12 protein-coding genes are annotated in these 16,624 nt (G+C 54.4%); 11 read left to right on the top strand and 1 reads right to left on the bottom strand.

Annotation, left to right across the window (positions count from 1 at the left end; genetic code table 11):
• Positions 1-206 precede the first annotated feature (206 nt).
• The 10 genes from MNU25_RS17810 to MNU25_RS17765 all read left to right on the top strand — a co-directional run bounded on the left by MNU25_RS17810 (position 207) and on the right by MNU25_RS17765 (position 12,606).
• On the top strand, positions 207-1,055 hold the full coding sequence (locus tag MNU25_RS17810; protein WP_240986296.1) for a transketolase: 849 nt from the start codon (positions 207-209) through the stop codon (positions 1,053-1,055).
• A complete protein-coding gene (locus MNU25_RS17805) occupies positions 1,052-2,044 on the top strand; it encodes a transketolase family protein (RefSeq protein WP_240986295.1) in 993 nt (330 codons plus the stop codon). The genes MNU25_RS17810 and MNU25_RS17805 overlap by 4 nt, the downstream gene beginning before the upstream one ends.
• Positions 2,045-2,105: 61 nt before the next feature.
• Positions 2,106-2,366, top strand: coding sequence for an HPr family phosphocarrier protein (locus tag MNU25_RS17800; RefSeq protein WP_240986294.1), 261 nt, complete (start codon positions 2,106-2,108; stop codon positions 2,364-2,366).
• An 85-nt stretch (positions 2,367-2,451) separates the two neighbouring features.
• Positions 2,452-4,143: a phosphoenolpyruvate--protein phosphotransferase gene (gene ptsP / locus MNU25_RS17795; protein WP_240986293.1), complete on the top strand. Its 1,692-nt coding sequence runs from the start codon at positions 2,452-2,454 to the stop codon at positions 4,141-4,143.
• Positions 4,144-4,967: 824 nt separating this feature from the next.
• Positions 4,968-7,658: a KGGVGR-motif variant AAA ATPase gene (locus MNU25_RS17790; RefSeq protein WP_240986292.1), complete on the top strand. Its 2,691-nt coding sequence runs from the start codon at positions 4,968-4,970 to the stop codon at positions 7,656-7,658.
• A gap of 104 nt (positions 7,659-7,762) precedes the next feature.
• Entirely contained in the window at positions 7,763-8,341 is a 579-nt protein-coding gene (locus tag MNU25_RS17785; protein WP_240986291.1) for a TetR/AcrR family transcriptional regulator, read from the top strand.
• A 113-nt stretch (positions 8,342-8,454) separates the two neighbouring features.
• Positions 8,455-8,658, top strand: a complete 204-nt coding sequence (locus MNU25_RS17780; RefSeq protein ID WP_240986290.1) for a hypothetical protein — start codon at positions 8,455-8,457, stop codon at positions 8,656-8,658.
• 168 nt (positions 8,659-8,826) lie between these two features.
• Positions 8,827-9,093, top strand: a complete 267-nt coding sequence (locus MNU25_RS17775; protein ID WP_240986289.1) for a hypothetical protein — start codon at positions 8,827-8,829, stop codon at positions 9,091-9,093.
• 35 nt (positions 9,094-9,128) lie between these two features.
• Entirely contained in the window at positions 9,129-9,818 is a 690-nt protein-coding gene (locus tag MNU25_RS17770; RefSeq protein ID WP_240986288.1) for an ABC transporter ATP-binding protein, read from the top strand.
• Positions 9,769-12,606, top strand: a complete 2,838-nt coding sequence (locus tag MNU25_RS17765) for a YhgE/Pip domain-containing protein (protein WP_240986287.1) — start codon at positions 9,769-9,771, stop codon at positions 12,604-12,606. Before MNU25_RS17770 ends, MNU25_RS17765 begins: the two co-directional genes overlap by 50 nt.
• A gap of 402 nt (positions 12,607-13,008) precedes the next feature.
• Here MNU25_RS17765 and MNU25_RS17760 read toward each other — a convergent pair whose 3' ends face one another.
• Positions 13,009-14,253 carry a D-alanyl-D-alanine carboxypeptidase family protein gene (locus MNU25_RS17760; protein ID WP_240986286.1) on the bottom strand — a complete coding sequence of 415 codons (1,245 nt, stop codon included), beginning with the start codon at positions 14,251-14,253 and terminating at the stop codon, positions 13,009-13,011.
• A 559-nt stretch (positions 14,254-14,812) separates the two neighbouring features.
• On the opposite strand from MNU25_RS17760, the gene MNU25_RS17755 reads away from it, so the two are divergent.
• Positions 14,813-16,513, top strand: coding sequence for a methyl-accepting chemotaxis protein (locus tag MNU25_RS17755; protein ID WP_240986285.1), 1,701 nt, complete (start codon positions 14,813-14,815; stop codon positions 16,511-16,513).
• Positions 16,514-16,624: the final 111 nt, after the last annotated feature.

Genomic DNA, 16,624 nt, shown 5'->3' with positions numbered 1-16,624 from the left:
TATTCTATGTGATTAGTAAGAGGAGTAACAGACCATGCACTGCCAGGGGAACTGTGCGTGGTCTGTAGCATGTATTTAACTCTATCAGCCATTTTATCCGCAGTCAAAGCTGGGTTGCTATGGGAAATTAAAATGGATGTAATCTGGACTGCTATACAGGAAAAGGTTAGGGGGAATTATAAAGAAATGGGTTTGGGGGGCATTAAATGCTTAGGAAAGAAAAAATAAAGGAACTTAGGATTTTTGCCATAAAAATCAGGATGGAAACAATGAAAGAGATTGGCAACCTGGGATTTGGCCACGTTGGTGGGGCATTATCTATTGCTGATACGTTAGCGGTTCTGTATGGAGAGGTCATGAAGATTGATCCTCAAAACTCCCAATGGGAAGGTCGCGACTGGCTAATCTGTTCCAAGGGTCATGCAGGTCCGGCAATTTACGCTGCACTTGGATTAAGGGGTTTCTTTCCTCTGGAGGAACTCCAAACCCTCAATAAGCCAGGAACCCATTTTCCGAGTCACTGTGACCGAAATCTGACAACCGGCGTAGACATGACGACCGGTTCGCTCGGGCAAGGTTTCTCTTTGGCTGTAGGTGTAGCGTTAGGACACAGAATGGACAAAAGAACTAATTATACCTATCTGATTTTGGGAGACGGCGAGATTCAAGAAGGACAGGTTTGGGAGGCGGCTTCATACGCTGCCCAGTCCGAACTAGATAATCTCATTGTCTTTGTTGACTGCAATAAGAAGCAACTGGATGGCTATACCCGAAATATCAATGATCTTCGTGACATCGCACAGAAATTTGCAAGCTTTGGCTGGCACACTCAAGACATTGATGGTTCAAAGGTTGCTGAAATACATGAGGGTATTGAAAAGGCTAAGGCAGCTAAAGGAAAGTCATCGGTTATAGTTCTGAATACAATAAAAGGAAAGGGCTGGAGTTTTGCAGAGGATGCCATTTCCAACCACCACATGACAATCAATAAAGATCAGATGGATGAAGCTTTGTATGAACTAGAAAAAGAGCTGGAAGAGGTAGAGAAGGAATGAAAGCTACCATAGCCGAAACACTGGTAAAGGAAGGAAAAGAAATGAGGAGCGTCTATTGCCAGTCCCTAATTGACTTGGCAAGAGTGGATAAACGGATTGTTGTGCTTGATGCCGATCTGCTGAGTTCTATAGGCATGCTTCCCTTTGCAAAGGCTTACCCGGAGCGAACCTTCAACGTGGGGATTCAAGAAGCAAATATGATTGGCGTGGCTGCCGGGCTTTCGGCTACCGGTAAAATTCCATTTGCCCATAGTTTTGCTCCCTTTGCTACTCGAAGATGCTTCGATCAGATCTTTTTGTCCTGTGGTTACGCGAAACTAAATGTTAGGATCGTAGGCAGTGATCCAGGGGTAACTGCAGCTTTCAACGGCGGCACACACATGCCTTTTGAGGACATTGGAATTTTGCGGACCGTACCGGGTATTACAATTTTGGAACCTACGGACTCGGTAATGTTGAGAAACCTGGTCGAACAAGTAGCCGATCTTTACGGAGTGTTTTACATCCGGCTAATACGGAAAAACGCGACAAAAGTCTATCAAGAAGGGTCATCCTTTGAAATTGGTAAGGCTGTGCAGTTGAGAGAAGGTTCTGACCTTACGATTATTGCCACGGGAATTATGGTAGAGGAAGCTTTAAAGGCAGCGGACACTTTAGTAGAAGCAGGTATTTTTGCCCGCGTCGTCAACATGTTCAGCATTAAACCCGTTGACGAAGAAACGATTATTAAGGCAGCGCGGGAAACCGGTGCTATCGTCAGTGCGGAAAACCATAACATTATCAATGGCTTAGGCTCCGCAATCGCTGAAGTCATTGCCGAAAATGCATTGGTGCCTCTTGAACGCGTCGGAGTTCAGGATCAGTTTGGGGAAGTGGGATCAGTGAATTACCTAATGGGGCGATTCGGTTTAACGGCAGGTCATATTGTTGAGAAAGCGAGAAAAGCGCTTGGGCGAAAAGCAGAGATGCAGATTCAGTATAAAGAATGAGTGCTTATCCATGTTTACCGGAGAGTAGCAAATGGTCAACGATGTGGGGGGGGATTAGATCGTGATTGAGAAACATTTGGAAATTACCAACAGTACGGGATTACATGCCCGACCCGCTTCGAATCTTGTTGAGAACGCTTCTAAGTTTAAGAGCAAGATCACCATTGAGAAAGAGGGCAGGTCAGTGGATGCCAAAAGTATATTAGGTATTTTGAGCTTGGGCGCCAATAAAGGTTCCAGAATTCGCCTAACTACAGAAGGGGAGGATGAAGAACAGGCGGCACAGGAGTTGATTGATCTGTTGAATTCATTCGTAGAATAGGTGAAGATTCAGGTGATCTTTTGAATGCAGCGTTTTATACCCGTCACAGGAGTTTAGAGTTCGACGGGAGAGGGGAGAAGCGGAAATGCAAGGAATAGGGGTTTCGCCCGGAATCGCGATCGGCGAGGCGCTGGTGCTTAAAGATGTGCCGTCGGTTTTGCCGGAACGGAGCCGTTTGACGGCGGGGGAGGAAAATGAGCGTCTGAGCCGGAGCTTGAGCTCAGCCCGCCGGCAGCTGGAAAAGATCCGGGCCGGCGCCGAGGCGCGCCTCGGGAACAAGGCCCAAATACTCGATGCTCAGATTCTGATTACGGAAGATGAAGAATTACTCTCGCTGGTACGTGAGAAGCTGAAAGAGGGTTTGACGGCAGAAGCTGCTCTGCGGGACGGGGTGGAGTATTATGCCAACCTGTTGGAAAATATGGACAATGAGTATTTGCGCGAGCGGGCGGCCGACATCCGGGACACGGGGCGCAGGATCATCCGTGACCTGATGGGGGTGGCGGAGACCGACCTGACTCATTTGGGCACACCCTGTATTATCGTGGCCCATGATCTCACACCTTCAGACACGGCGACGATGGCTCCGGAGCATGTGCTGGGTTTTATCACCGATGTGGGAGGGAGAACGTCCCACAGCGCTATCATGGCGCGCACCCTGGAGATCCCGGCGATTGTAGGAACCGTGCGGGGAACGGAGTTGATCCGAACGGGGGATTCTCTGATTTTGGACGGGAATAGCGGTGAGGTCATCGTCAACCCGGAGCCGGACGTGCTCGGGACCTACCGGGAGAAGCAAAGGGCGCAGGCGGAACGCAAAGAAAAGCTGCAGGCTCTGAAGGGGCAGCCGACGGTGACACACGACGGGCGCAAGGTCATTGTGGCCGCCAACATCGGGACGCCGAAAGATTGCGAAGGAGCGCTCAGGAACGGGGCGGAAGGCGTTGGCCTTTTCCGGACAGAATTTCTTTACTTGAACCGGGAAGATCTGCCGGGGGAGGAAGAGCAGTTTCAGGCCTATAAAGAGGTACTGGAAGCGATGGCTCCCCGGGAAGTGGTCATCCGGACGCTTGATGTCGGCGGGGACAAGGAACTCCCCTACTTGGGTTTGGCGAAGGAAAGCAATCCCTTTTTGGGTTACCGGGCGATCCGGGTCTGTCTCGATCGGCCGGAGATGTTTAAGACCCAGTTGCGCGCCCTCCTGCGCGCGAGCGTCTACGGCAAACTCGGCATCATGTTTCCCATGATTTCCAGCCTGGAGGAAGTCCGCCGGGCCAAAGGGATGCTGGCGCAAGTCAGAGAGGAATTGGTAAGCGAGGGCGTGGCCGTGAGTGAGGAGGTGGAGGTCGGAATCATGATTGAGATTCCGGCGGCCGCCGTCATGTCCGACGTGCTGGCTCGGGAAGTGGACTTCTTCAGCATCGGGACCAACGATCTGATTCAATACACGACGGCGGTAGATCGGCTCAATGGAAAGATTGCATCTCTGTATACCCCTTATCATCCGGCAGTTTTGCGCCTGGTGCGACAGGTGATTGAAAACGGGCACAAGTTCGGGATTTGGGTCGGGATGTGCGGGGAGGCGGCCGGCGATCAAGCTTTGATCCCGTTGCTGCTGGGCATGGGGCTCGACGAATTCAGCATGAGCGCGATATCTGTATTGGAGTCGCGGGAACTGCTGGGCAGGCTGAACTACGCGGAGGCCCAGGCGCGAGTGACGGAGGTCTTGGCGCTGGGAACGGCGGCTGAGGTCAAGGAAGCTTTAAAGAAGTTTTAGGGATTTTGAACGAAAAGTTGATTTGGGTTTTAAGATTGAGATGAACAGTTGGCTTTACAGGTGGGGCTAGTCTTGTGGCTGAGCTCCTTTTTGTTTGCGCTGGGGCTTGAGCAAGAGACTGGTTTTTCGGTGAACTTTCTCAAGGGAGCGTTCCGTTTGCACAGCCGATACAGGCCTGCGAATTCGCTTGGCTCAGCGCCGAGTCTTAAAGTGAACGTCGTTTACGCGCTGATTTTGATTTCTTTGCAGCGTAGTGACGTCGGTTGGTCGTCGGGCGTGCCGGCACAGCATTAAATTTTAGCAGGAACTGGGACAAGTCCTGAAGGAATTAGGCGGGTTTGTGCAGAAATTTCATAAATAGGCGTACAGCGTGACGGGAAACTCCGAATTTTCGCGGATGATGGGGGGAAAAGGATGAGCCACTTGCTCATCACAAGAAGGGAATTTCAAAGGGCATATAGAAATCATTTCCGAGTTTATTTGCAGTGGGTGCCCAGTCTCAGAGCGAGACAGTCTCAACTGTTATTGCTCTTCTACGCGGCTGAGTGCGGTTTGAAGGCCATTTGGCTCAAAGAACACCGTCTGGAAGACTCATTGGCCGATTCTACTTTTAGGACATTCGGACATGATATAAATAGGTTGTTACGGGACCTGAGGACCGGGCTTGTGGTGAGCATGTACACGCGAACTGTGCCGGGGAATGTGCGGGAAGTTCGGTTGGAACAACTCAATCAAGCCTGGCGGTACGGCTGTGAGGTTGAGGATGAATCAGCTATTGAGCGGGACCTTGTCGCGGTATGTCGTTGGGTTGGGAGGGAGCTTTGATGAGTGCAGGGAGCCGGTTGTTGACTTGGTTTGACGTGGATTTGGCATTGCAGAAGAAGCTGAGACGCGGGGACTGGGCTTCCGAGGTTGCGGAAGTGCAGGTCTATGCGGATGGAGTGGACATTTATTTGAAAGAGGGAGCGAAGAAAAAGGTCAGAGAAGATTTGGCCCGCAGCTTTGGCGACTGGTATTCTGCGGCGGAAGATCGGATCTATCTTGAGGGAACGCCAACCGAAAAGAGAGTTTTGCAGGTGGCTTTTCTGGAAGAGTCCGGTGTACCGACGGAAAGCGTATTCCGTCCGTTATTCCGGGAAGTGGTCCTTTTTCCCGAAAGGTTGGAAGGAGAAGCGTTTTCCCCCCCTGCGCCCGCGCAGGGGGATCCCCAACTTTACTCTTTTTACTCTTTTAAGGGTGGGGTCGGCAGAACTCTTCACTTGCTGGCTATGTTGAAAGCACTCAGCGGTGAAAATACCCATGGGCCTCACGTTTTGGTCGTGGATGCGGATGTGGAAGCTCCTGGCTTAACATGGTGGGTAAGGAAGAAGGGTGAGTCGCCGGAGTTTTCCTATGTGGATTTTCTGGCGCTGGCGCAATATGATGATAGTCCTGACTACAATCTGACGATGGGCTTGGCGGTTCACGCCATAAAGGAAGCCCCGGTCTCCGTGGGAAAAACCAAATTCTTCTTCCTCCCTGCCTTTCGCACTGTGGAGCAGCTTATGCGCATGCCCGTAGCCCCGGAACATCTGACCCGAGGCAGCCATGGCGCCTGGCTGGCGGGAGATCTTTTATTTCGGCTGGGCCGGATGTTGGGGGTGGACTATATTCTTTTGGACTTGCGTGCCGGACTCAGTGAATTGACAGCCCCTTTGTTATTTGACTCCCGTTGCCTGCGTTTTCTGGTGACGACGTATTCGGAGCAGTCGGTTGAAGGGATGAAACTGGTTCTTTCCCAATTGGCTAAGGTTGCCTCACCCGAGCCGGAGACCGTCTACGATCCGGTTCTGCTGTTTTCCATGGTGCCGGGTGAACTCAGAGATTCGGCGAAATTGCTCGAGATCCAGGAAGAGTTGATTGCGTTGTACCCGGATATGGGTGAGGATGACGCGACGCCCCCTCGCCTGACCATTGGGCAGAGCTATTTCGGTCAAGAACTTTTGTACCTGGGAGATTTGGAAAGTTCATGGAAAAAACTTGAAGGAACTTCAGTATACGAATGTACCCAAGAAATTGTCAGACATCTGCCGAGCGCGTCTTCTGAACCGCCGGTAAAGGCTCCCTCGCGCCAGCAGATAAAGGAGGGGCTGAATCGCCTGGAGCAAATCTGTTCCCGCCTCGAAAATGCGGAATCGGGGGAAGGAGAAGATTTTTTGCCGATCCAGGCAATTCAAAGCTTGGGGCAACGTTATGCTGACAGGATTCCCCTCGCAGTGGTGATTGGCTCCAAAGGGGCGGGGAAAACGTACATGTATTTGCAACTGGTTCGGCTGGGCGTGTGGGAGAAGTTCCTGAATGATTTACATCTTGACTCAATATTTAAAGCAGAGACCGGGACGGTCAGGCTCTTTCCCTTTTTAGAATCTTACAACCTGGAAGACGTTGCGAAGAAAATGGTAGAGGACCAAAGAACCGTGGTCTGGCGGGAATTCGGATTTCCCGATGAGTGGAACAGAACCATAATGCGGGATGCGATTCGAGCAAAGGTTAAAGAGCCGGGGTGGGACGTTACTGATTGGAGAAAATTTTGGGTTCACCTAATGGGCTTGTCTTTAGGTATTAAATGTGCATTCGGGAGCCCGATCACCATGGAGGATCTGCAAGAATTCCTTAAGAGCCGCGCCAGTAGGGTTGCCGTCTTGATTGACGGACTGGAAGATATTTTTCCGGATGCCAAGACCGATGTGGCCCAGCAAAATGCCCTGAAAGGTCTGTTAGAGATTCCGGAAATGTTAAGAGATTTCCGGGAAAATTACCTTGGGGTGGTGTGCTTTATCAGGCGTGACCTTCTGCGCTCCGTCATCAAGCAAAATGTGAGTCAGTACGAAATGCGCTATCGCCCGTTTGACCTAACCTGGAACTTAGATGAGGCACTGCGGCTGGCGCTTTGGGTGGCTCTGAGGGCGGATGTTCTCAATCCGCCCTCAGATACGAAAGAGATAATTCGTTTGGAGCCTCATGAACTGGCCGATCGACTGACAGGCCTTTGGGGAAGGAAGCTGGGGTCTGAGAAGTCGAAGGAAGCGATTACGGCCAATTGGGTTTTGGCCGCTTTGTCTGACTTTAATGGGCAGCTGCAAGCACGGGACCTGGTCAGATTCCTAAAATATGCGGCGGGAGGCAGCAGAAAAAGTATCTCCTATGATGATCGATTCATCCAGCCTGCGGCCATTCGCAGGGCCATTGAACCGTGCAGCAAAGACAAAATAACAGAATTCGAGGAGGAGTTTACCAACATACAAAGTGTTTTCAGTAAACTGAAGGGATATGAGGACGGACAGCGGAAGGTACCGTTTACCGCTGATGTCTTTGGCCTGACCGCAGAGGAAATCGAACAGTTGGAGATTTTAGGTGTGCTGCGCAAAGACAAAGAGAAGTACTACATCCCGGAGATCTTTCGCCACGGCTTGGGATTTACCCTGGACAGGGGCGCACGCCCCATGGTATTGGCTTGGAAGAGGAAAAAGATGTAGAACGCCTTTTGCGGAGCTTGACAAAGATTCGCAAACCTCGTAAGATATGACTGACCAGTCAATCCAAAGAGTTGTTCGAGAAAGTTTTTTAAGGAGCGGATGTCATGCCGGATCTGAGAGAGCAGGCCATTCTGGAGAGTTCCCTTGAAGTTTTCGCGGCCAAGGGTTTTGAGCGGGCGACTATGGATGAGATCGCGGCTAAAGCCAAGGTGGCGAAAGGGACGCTTTTTTACCGCTACAAGAGCAAGGAGGACTTGTTTCTGCACTTGCTGAAAGACGCGGTGGAACGGTTTACCCAGAGCGTAACCCGGGCCTGCGTTGAAATGCCGGACGGGGTGGCAAAGTTGCGGAAAGCTATCGAGCTCCAAACCCGCCTTTCCTATGAGCACCCCGAGTTTGCCAAGATTCTGCTCAGTGAAGTCTGGGGGAAACAAGAGCGGCAGAGGCTGTTCAGGGAGACCTTGAACCGTTACCTGCACCTGCTGGCGGAGATGATAGAACAGGGAATACGGGAAGGAAAGCTGCGCCGGACCGACAGTGCGCTGCTCTCCAGCGCGATCTTTGGCATGACGGCTGCCGCTACTCTGCATCTTCTGCTGGCGGAGCAGGAAGCGCAAATTGCGGCGACCATCGGGGAACTCCAGGATTATGCCCTGCGGGGGATTCTGACGGAGAGCCGGTAGGGCTCAGGCAGGGCGTGAGCGGGGGCTTTAACGTGGGTCGGAGCCTAGGCCTGAGCCCTTACTTAAGCTAAAGTCAGCATGAGACAGGCATTTACGGATAGGCATGCGGAAGCATGGATCCGGGTACAGGATGGGCCTGGGTACAGGATGAGTTGGGGGACAGCGTGGTTGGGGGACAGCATGGTTGGGGGACAGCATGGTCCGGGGACAGCGTGGGTCCGGGGGCAGCGTGGGTCCGGAACAGCATGGGTCCGGGGACAGGATGGCTGGAGACTGCGCATGGGTCCGAGTTTGGTTTGGACCGGATACCGGCGTGACTTGTGGGGGTCCAAGCGTAAGTTCGGGCTGCCGGCACAACGGGATGAGCTGAGGAGGAAGACAGTGACAGCTCTCAGATGACTGACTGGTCAGTGCGCAAACTGGGCTGATTCCAAGCGCCGGCGGAAAGTAAGCGGGAGACAAGCGGGCCGTGACAGGCAGGGCGGTTGACAAGCGAGTTAGTTAACAAGCAAGCCGGTGAACTGACAGCCGGAGCCGAGAAGGCTGGGGAGGGAAGTATCCGAGACAAAGACTGTCTGTGGGTGACTGACTGGTCAGTACACAAATTGAGGGTGATTGCCGGAGGTGAGAAGGCCGGAGAGGAAAATCAGAGACAAGAAAGTTGGGGGTGCGAAGTCAGTGGCAAGAAAGTCGGGGGTGCGAAAATCAGAGACGAGAAGGAAGAAGTGAGCTTCCCGGCTCTCAGTGATTAAGAATGTCTTTTAAGAGAAAAAAGGGGGTTTTTCGGGTGGTACTTTCATGTCATGACATCACAGTGAGAGACGGAAGGAACACGGTGTTCGCCGGACTCAGCCTGACTTTTCCGATGGGGCAGGTAACGGGAATCTACGGAGGAAGCGCCAGCGGAAAAACCGCTTTGCTCTTGCTCCTGGCCGGGCTCTTAAAGCCCAAAAGCGGGGAGGTACGCTGCGACGACGTTGACGTGCTGAAAGAGGGGAAGAAGGCGAACAAAATGATCGGGTTAGGTGTTGTTCGGGATTTTAATCCGCTTTTTTATAATCTGACGGTGGAGGAGAACCTTCTCTTTCAAGCCCGGGCTGTGGGGGCTCGGGATCCGGGGGACAGTGTGCGCAAGGTGCTGAGAAGGTTTTCTTTGCAGGACGTGCGGGATCAGATGGTTGACCGGGTGGGAGCGATGGAGCAAGCCTTGGTCAATCTGGCTGTCGCCGGCGTGGGAGAACCGGGGGTTTATCTTTTAGATGAACCCGAATTGAGCTTGACGGCCGAGGAGACAGGGGTTCTCTGGCAGCATTTGCGGCGGTTGCAAGAGCGGGAAGTGACGGTCGTACTGACAACCCGCCGGCAGGAAACGGCTTTTCGCTGTGACAGAATTGTTGCGATGCCTGAGGGAAAGGCGGTGAGTTTTCATGCAGTTCGTTCACTTGGCCCATATGGAACTGAAACGGCTCTGGCGTAACCGTTTTGCCCGGCTGGCGGCGCTGGCTCTTTGCTTCATGCCGCTGCTCTACAGTTTTCTTTATTTGTCGGCTTTCTGGGACCCTTATGGCCATTTGGATCACCTGAAGGTCGCGGTGGTCAACTTAGACCGGGCGGCGGTACGCAATGGTGAGACCATTCATGCCGGGGAAGATCTAGTCAAAAAGCTGAAAGGGGATTCAAGTGTCGGCTGGAGGTTCACCAACGAAGCGGATGCGAAAAACGGGGTGGAAGAGGCCAAATATGACCTGGCTTTGATCATTCCGCCGGACTTTTCCCAGACCCTGCTCAACATCACCCGGGGCCCGAAATCCGGTAAGACCCCGCCGAAGGCCCGCTTGTTTTATTACTCCAATCCGAGCAAGAACTTTTTGGCCTCGCAGATTGGCGACAAAGTAACGGAGAAGTTGAAAGGGGAGTTTAACGGGCAAATTGCGGGGGACTTCCTGAACAATGTTTTCCTGAATCTGGCGGATTTGCAGAGCGGGATGCGGACAGCGGCCGATGGCGCGCAGCACCTGAATCAGGGTCTGAAACAAGCCGCTTCCGGCAGCGCGCAGATCACTGAGCGGCTGCAGACGGTCGCCGGAGGGGCCGGAAAGATTACTCAGGGATTAAAGTCAGCGGCGAGCGGAGCGAATCAGGTGGCGGCAGGAAATGTCACCCTGGCTGACGGGGCGCAGGCCCTGTTCGCGGCGACGAGCCCCATCGGCACGGGTCTGGAGCAGGCGCAGCAAGGGAGCGCTGAGCTGGCCGCCGGTTCGGCGAGTTTGGCCGGTGGGTTGAACAAAGCCGGGGGGGAGATCGGCAGTGCGGCCGCCGGGGCGGCGGAGATCCGGAAGGGGGCGGCCGCCGCCTATGACGGAGCAGAGAATCTGACCTCCGGGACAGGGGCGCTTCTCGGCGGTTCGGCCCAGCTGGAGGTCGGCGCCGGCCAAGTGTACTCCGGCCTAAGCCGGATGAAGCAGCAACTGAATGACCCTGAGAACGGAGTCCCCGCTCTTATAAACGGAGCGAATACGCTGGCCGCGCAGACTTCGGCCCAGAGTCAGCTCCTTCAGGCGGTGCTCTCGGCGCACCAAGCTTTGACCGGCCGGATCATGCCGGGGATTCAAACCGCGGCTGGGAGTGTGAGCCAAATTTCCTCCGGCCTGACTCAGGCATCCGCGGGGCTGAGCCAGGACAGCCAGGCTTTGCAGACCGCTGCCGCGTCTTTGGCGAAAATGGAGGCATCCGACCCGGCCTTAGCCCAGAACCAGGATTTTATGACGGCGTTCGCTGCGGTGAAAAGTGTTCAGCCGACTCTCGATCCCACCAACACGGATCCGGCCACCGGGATTACGGCGGGGGTCAAGTCTGCCGCTGCCGGATTGGGGCAGGTGGCCGCGGGGCTCACGGGGCCTATGACGGATCCGGCTCAGCCATCGGCCCTGACGGGGTTACAGCAACTGGATGCCGGCTTGTACAATACCAATGATTCCCCGGCTAACCCTCAGACGGTCTACGGCGGGGTGGAGGCTCTTAATAACGGAGCCAATCAAATGAGCACAGGCTTAGATCAGCTTCTCGGCACGAGCAACGGCGGCCTGGACCGGCTCCTCAATGGGGCGGGGCGGCTGCAGACCGGGGCGGCGGGTCTGAACAGCGGGCTTAAAGAGGCCAACCGCGGCTCGGCCGCGCTCACGGCGGGCTTGAGCCAACTGACATCCGGGGCTTCCGGGCTTTCCGCGGGTTTAGTCCAAGGAGCCCAGGGCTTTCCCCAGCTCGTGGACGGAGGGCAAAAGCTGAGCAGCGGTTTGAATGCCCTGACGGGTGCTTTAAGAGAGCTGGAGCGGGGATTTCAAACATTTGCCGGGCACCTGGCGGGCTTGAACCAAGGTGCGCTGCAATTGGCCCAAGGAGCCCGGACGGTGAGCGAGGGAGTGGCTCAGGCGGCAAGCGGTTCCGCCTCCCTGCAAAGTGGTTTGACGGCTTTGCACAGCGGGAGCGCGGGACTGACCCAAGGAATCGACACAGCCAAGACGGGAAGCCAAAAGTTGCTGAAAGGCTTAAATAAGGGCGTAAAACAGGTGCGGGAGAATTTGCCGGCACAGCGGTCGCTCGTGTCCAAAGACATGGGGGAACCGGTGCGGATTGTGAAAGATGCTCTGAATCCCGTGCAGACCTATGGGACGGGTTTTGCTCCTTACTTCATTCCTTTGTCTTTGTGGGTTGGGGCCTTGGTGCTTTTCTTCCTCATTAACATTAAGGAGAAGCGCCTGATCACCTCCCGCGTTTCACCCTGGAATATTGTCTTGGGTAAGTATTTGACCTTCGCTCTCCTGGGCGTACTGCAGGCCGTGGTGTCTTCCTTGGTCTTGATTGAGGTACTCGGCCTGCATCCGCTCAACGTTCTGGCTTTTTATGGTTTTAACATTCTCCTGAGTCTGACTTTCATTGCCATCATGCAGCTCTTGGTCGCAGCGGCCGGTATGGTCGGGCGCTTCGCCGCGATCGTGCTGCTGATGTTACAGCTGACGTCCAGCGGCGGAACTTTCCCCTTGGAACTGGTGCCGAAGTTCTTCCGGGTGATCTCCCCCTTCCTGCCGATGACCTACGCGACGGCCGGGTTGAGACAGATTATCTCGGGAAGTTCGGTGATCCCGCTCGGGACCGACCTCATGGTCCTGGCAGGTTTCGGACTTTTCTCCCTCGCCCTGGCAGTGCTTGCTGCCAGGCCGAGAATACGCGTCCGGGATCTGCATCCGGCACCTGAGCTTGGAGCCTGAGGCAGGACGAGCCTGTGGCAGAATGCAAGACAGAGTGAGGAAGGAGAAAGCCGCATGACTACGGGAAGAAATGCATAGGAGGTCCTGTAAAGAAGGTCCTGAATAGTAGATCCCGTATAGTAGATCCCGTATAGTAAGTCTTGTATTGGGGGACGGTACAAGAGATGAACAAGATATAGGGACCGAGCTGCTGATCCCGTCAACGGAAAAAAGCCGGAAAGAATTTTCTTTCCGGCTTTTTCTTAGCTTGGTGCCAGCCGAGTTTTCTTACTCTGAATCTCCCCATGGCGAAAGCCGGAGGTATGCGGCTAAGCCTCTTGGTCATCCTATCTGAAAGCAGAGGCTTTTTGCTTGCAGGGGTATTTCCGTGTCGTGCGCGCTCAGGCATCTATCATGCCGCGTTTAGAGCCGGAACAGTTTCCAGAGCAATCCCGGCGGCGTGACTTTCTGAACCGTACGCAGGGGAATGGTCTGGACCTGGCTGCCTGCCTGCACTTTTAAGTTCGCGGCTTGATCGCCGACTGCCAGCGGGAGTTGACTGTGAAGCAGCTGGGTGCTGTACTGAACTTTGAGGCCGGGATAGCCGAAAACCTGCACCGGCTGGGTGGTCTTCAAAGGGCTTTGCGCATGCCAGGCTGTGGAGATTTGAGCAAAGCCCCCGGCAGGCTGAGGCAGGGTGTAGGATTTGAACTCGGGACGTACTTGATCGAGCATTTGCACGGTAGCGTCGAAGGCACTTTGCAAGGATAGAGCGGTTTTTTGGCCCAGGACTGCGCCGATGATGTAGTGGGTGCTGCTCCCGTCAACCACGGGTGTGGCCGAGATGAAGCAGCCGCCGGCCTCTGAGGTGGAGCCGGTCTTGATGCCGACGATGCCGTGTTTACCCAGCATTCCGTCCACGTTAAAGACCTTGCCGGCCACGGGAAGGATGGCTTGAGGCATGGCGACGATCGAGCGGAAAGCGCGGTCCTGCATCGCTGCTTGGGCCAATTTGATTTGGTCCACCGCGCTGCTCACAGTGGCCGGACTGACTCCGCTGGCATCGGCGTAGTGAGTGGATGTCATCTTCAGGGATTTAGCGGTTTCGTTCATCTTCGCCACGAAAGCTGAATCCGATCCCGAGACCCAACGGGCCAAAGTATCCGCGATGTTGTCGCCGGAAGGGAGGAGGAGACCCTCGAGGAGTTGTCTCTCCGTCAATTGTTCTCCCTGAGTAACTTTAAGGACAGAATAATTGTTCTGAAGGCCCTGCTGATAGTCAGCTACATCTTGGGCCGTCATTGTCAGGACGGGTCCGCTTTCCCCCGGCTGCAAAGGATGGGCCTTCAGGACCAGATAGGCGGTCATGATTTTGGCCACGCTGGCGATAGCGACCGAGGCTTGATCAGGCGAGGAAGCGACGACGCCTAAATTCTCGGTTCCGACAGCGGCTTCCCCCTGCGCGGGGAAAGTGACGGAAAATTTGCCGGGCAAAACAGTGCCCGCTGTGACGGGTGCCGCGGCCACCGGCGGGTAGGGGCGGTTGAGCTGGGCAAAGCCCGCTCCCACAATAGCCAAGACAATGATCACGATAAGAAGAATCTTTAGGTAGAGGCCTTTGAACAACGAAGATTTCCCGGGTTGGGGAGACGGCTGCGGTACAGACATAATGCCCTCCTGAATGTGGTTGAATTTTTTTTGCCATATTTTATTCTACAGGGAATCAGGTCATTCGACAAGACACGAAAGCTGCCAGATCTGCAAAATAGCCCCTGCAAAATAGCCCCTGCAAAAAATGGCCCCGGTATGAGGAAGTTATGATGCGGAGCAGTAAAGTTGTAAGGTCTGTTTAGTTCGTCCCGGAAAGCCGGTCCTACTAAGGAAAAAAGTATTGCGCAAAACCGGTTGGGAAAGGTTCGGAAGAAAAAAATAAACGCCGTGATTAAGCGAAGGGCAAGCGCGGACGATAACTAATATAGCTTGTAAATCGGCTGAGGGAAAGAGCGTGCCGGCGCGGGTAAAAACGGGTATCAAAGTAGGAACCTAGTATCAATATGAGACCCGGAAAGGAGGGATTTATAGAGAAAAACGGCTGGCCGTACTGCCGGAAGTGCGCTCGAAGGCGTTTTGGACCCTGGCACAAAACTTGCCATTATCTGTTGCGGAGCGAAACGATCCGGTGTAGGGTTTCGCCCGGGCAGACGACGCCGCAAAAGGAGGTATTCTGTTGAAAACGAAGTTGGCGCGGCTGATGATCGCCATCTTGCTCATTTTTTCCTTTATTCAAGGGGGATTCCAAGCGCTGCTGGGGGTCGCCGGGAAGATGTCTTACTACCGGATTCCGTTGGAGGTTCTGGAGGTTCTCATTGAAGGGGGAGTTGTCTTCCTTCTGGTCTGGAAGAGCGTCATCCGGCCTTTGCTGGCCTCTGACAGGGTCGCCAGGGAAATCGCGCTGGGCGATTATTTCCAAGAAGTTCCGCAAAACTCGGGCTTTTTTCAGAGCTTGCTGACGGCCATAGCGAAAGTCCAGGAGAGTATTCACCTCTTCTTGGGCTCAGCGGTCGGATTGTCAGTGAGAGTGCACGCCACGGCGGATGAGATTTTCCAAGCCTTTTTGGAAACCCAAGCGGGGACTGAGGAGGTTACGGCCAGTGTGACCCAAATCGCGGAACAGAATAGTCGCCAGGCGGTTTTGGCAGAAGAGATCCACCGCTTGGTCGCTTCACTCGGTGAGGACGCGGGTAAGGCGCGGGAGCAAGCGGGGGAGCTGGCTCGGGAGGCAGAGGAAGCACGAAAATCGTCGGCAAGAGGGGTCGAGACCACCCGCCTGTTGACGGAAACGATGGGCTTTATGCGAGAAAACGCGGATAAGACGCACGAAGCGGTGGAGCGTCTCAGCAGCGAGTCCGAAGGGATCGGAGGTGTGCTGAAGCTGATCGAGGGGATCGCGGGCCAGACTTCCTTACTGGCTTTAAACGCGGCGATTGAAGCGGCTCGCGCGGGGGAGGCGGGCCGCGGGTTTTCTGTCGTGGCGGAGGAAGTTAAAAAGCTGGCCGAGCAATCCACCCAACACGTCCAGGAGATACGCAATAACCTGGGGGGGATTACCGAGGGCATAGAGCGGGTCGCTAAGTCAGAAAATGCTTTGTCCGAGCATCTGCGGGAAAGTGTGAAAGCAGTAGGCCAAGCGACCGGGATTTTTGACGGGGTGGCGGGAGCTGTGCGGACCATGAGCGGGAAGGTTGAAATCATCGTTTCCGCCGTGCAAAACATAAGCCGGAGTGCCCTGGACATGCAGGCGCAAGGCGAGGAAATCGCGGCCGTGACTCAGGCGACGGCCGCCAGTGCCGAGGAGGTGTCCGCAGCGATGGAGGAGCAGAGCCGGGTTTTGGAAAGGAACGGGACGGTTTTGGCCGAACTGACGGAGTCCGCCAATGAATTGCAGCAATGGGTTGCGGAAAAGGCCCTGAACCAGACTCTTGTGACCCGGGGCAAACGCTTCCGGGCTTATGACACGGAAAAAGAGATCACCCGCGAGGATCTGGAACGGTTAAAACGGGAACTGGATGTGGATGACATTTACTTAACAGATCGGGAAGGGATCTTTTCCTTAGCGACCCAGAAATCTATCGAAGGAAGCTCGATTTTTCCGCTGAACGACCAGTTTCGGCGGGTGGCGGCGGGGGAAATTCCCTATTATATTACGCCGATTATCGAAAGAGTGGAAGACAAGCAGCGCTTTAAATTTTTTGTTGCTCCCAGGCCAAACGGGCGGGGCCTCATGGAGCTGGCCTTGTCGGCGGACCGGATTCTCAATTTGAAATCGGAATCGCAAGATCTGAGAGAGCGGCCGGAGGGAGCGGAGGCGCGGCCAAAGGAGGATACCCGGAAAAGACAAGGCCCGGCGGCCACGGGAAGGCTGTCCTGAGGGTTCCCCCGGAGAAAAAGAGGAAGTTGGCACAATATTTGCATCAAACAAAAGGTTAAACCATTCCCGCGGTTCACAAAAGTCGCAGCGAGGAAGTCTTCACTTGCAAGC

The sequence above is a fragment of the Acididesulfobacillus acetoxydans genome (assembly GCF_902729405.1).
Taxonomy (GTDB): Bacteria; Bacillota; Desulfitobacteriia; order Desulfitobacteriales; family Desulfitobacteriaceae; genus Acididesulfobacillus; species Acididesulfobacillus acetoxydans.
This window is presented reverse-complemented; position numbering and strand designations above follow the sequence as displayed.

Coding starts and splice junctions, on each gene's coding strand:
- MNU25_RS17810 (WP_240986296.1), top strand. CDS start 207: ATGCTTAGGAAAGAAAAAATAAAGGAACTTAGGATTTTTGCCATAAAA.
- MNU25_RS17805 (WP_240986295.1), top strand. CDS start 1,052: ATGAAAGCTACCATAGCCGAAACACTGGTAAAGGAAGGAAAAGAAATG.
- ptsP (WP_240986293.1), top strand. CDS start 2,452: ATGCAAGGAATAGGGGTTTCGCCCGGAATCGCGATCGGCGAGGCGCTG.
- MNU25_RS17790 (WP_240986292.1), top strand. CDS start 4,968: ATGAGTGCAGGGAGCCGGTTGTTGACTTGGTTTGACGTGGATTTGGCA.
- MNU25_RS17785 (WP_240986291.1), top strand. CDS start 7,763: ATGCCGGATCTGAGAGAGCAGGCCATTCTGGAGAGTTCCCTTGAAGTT.
- MNU25_RS17780 (WP_240986290.1), top strand. CDS start 8,455: ATGGATCCGGGTACAGGATGGGCCTGGGTACAGGATGAGTTGGGGGAC.
- MNU25_RS17765 (WP_240986287.1), top strand. CDS start 9,769: ATGCAGTTCGTTCACTTGGCCCATATGGAACTGAAACGGCTCTGGCGT.
- MNU25_RS17760 (WP_240986286.1), bottom strand. CDS start 14,253: ATGTCTGTACCGCAGCCGTCTCCCCAACCCGGGAAATCTTCGTTGTTC.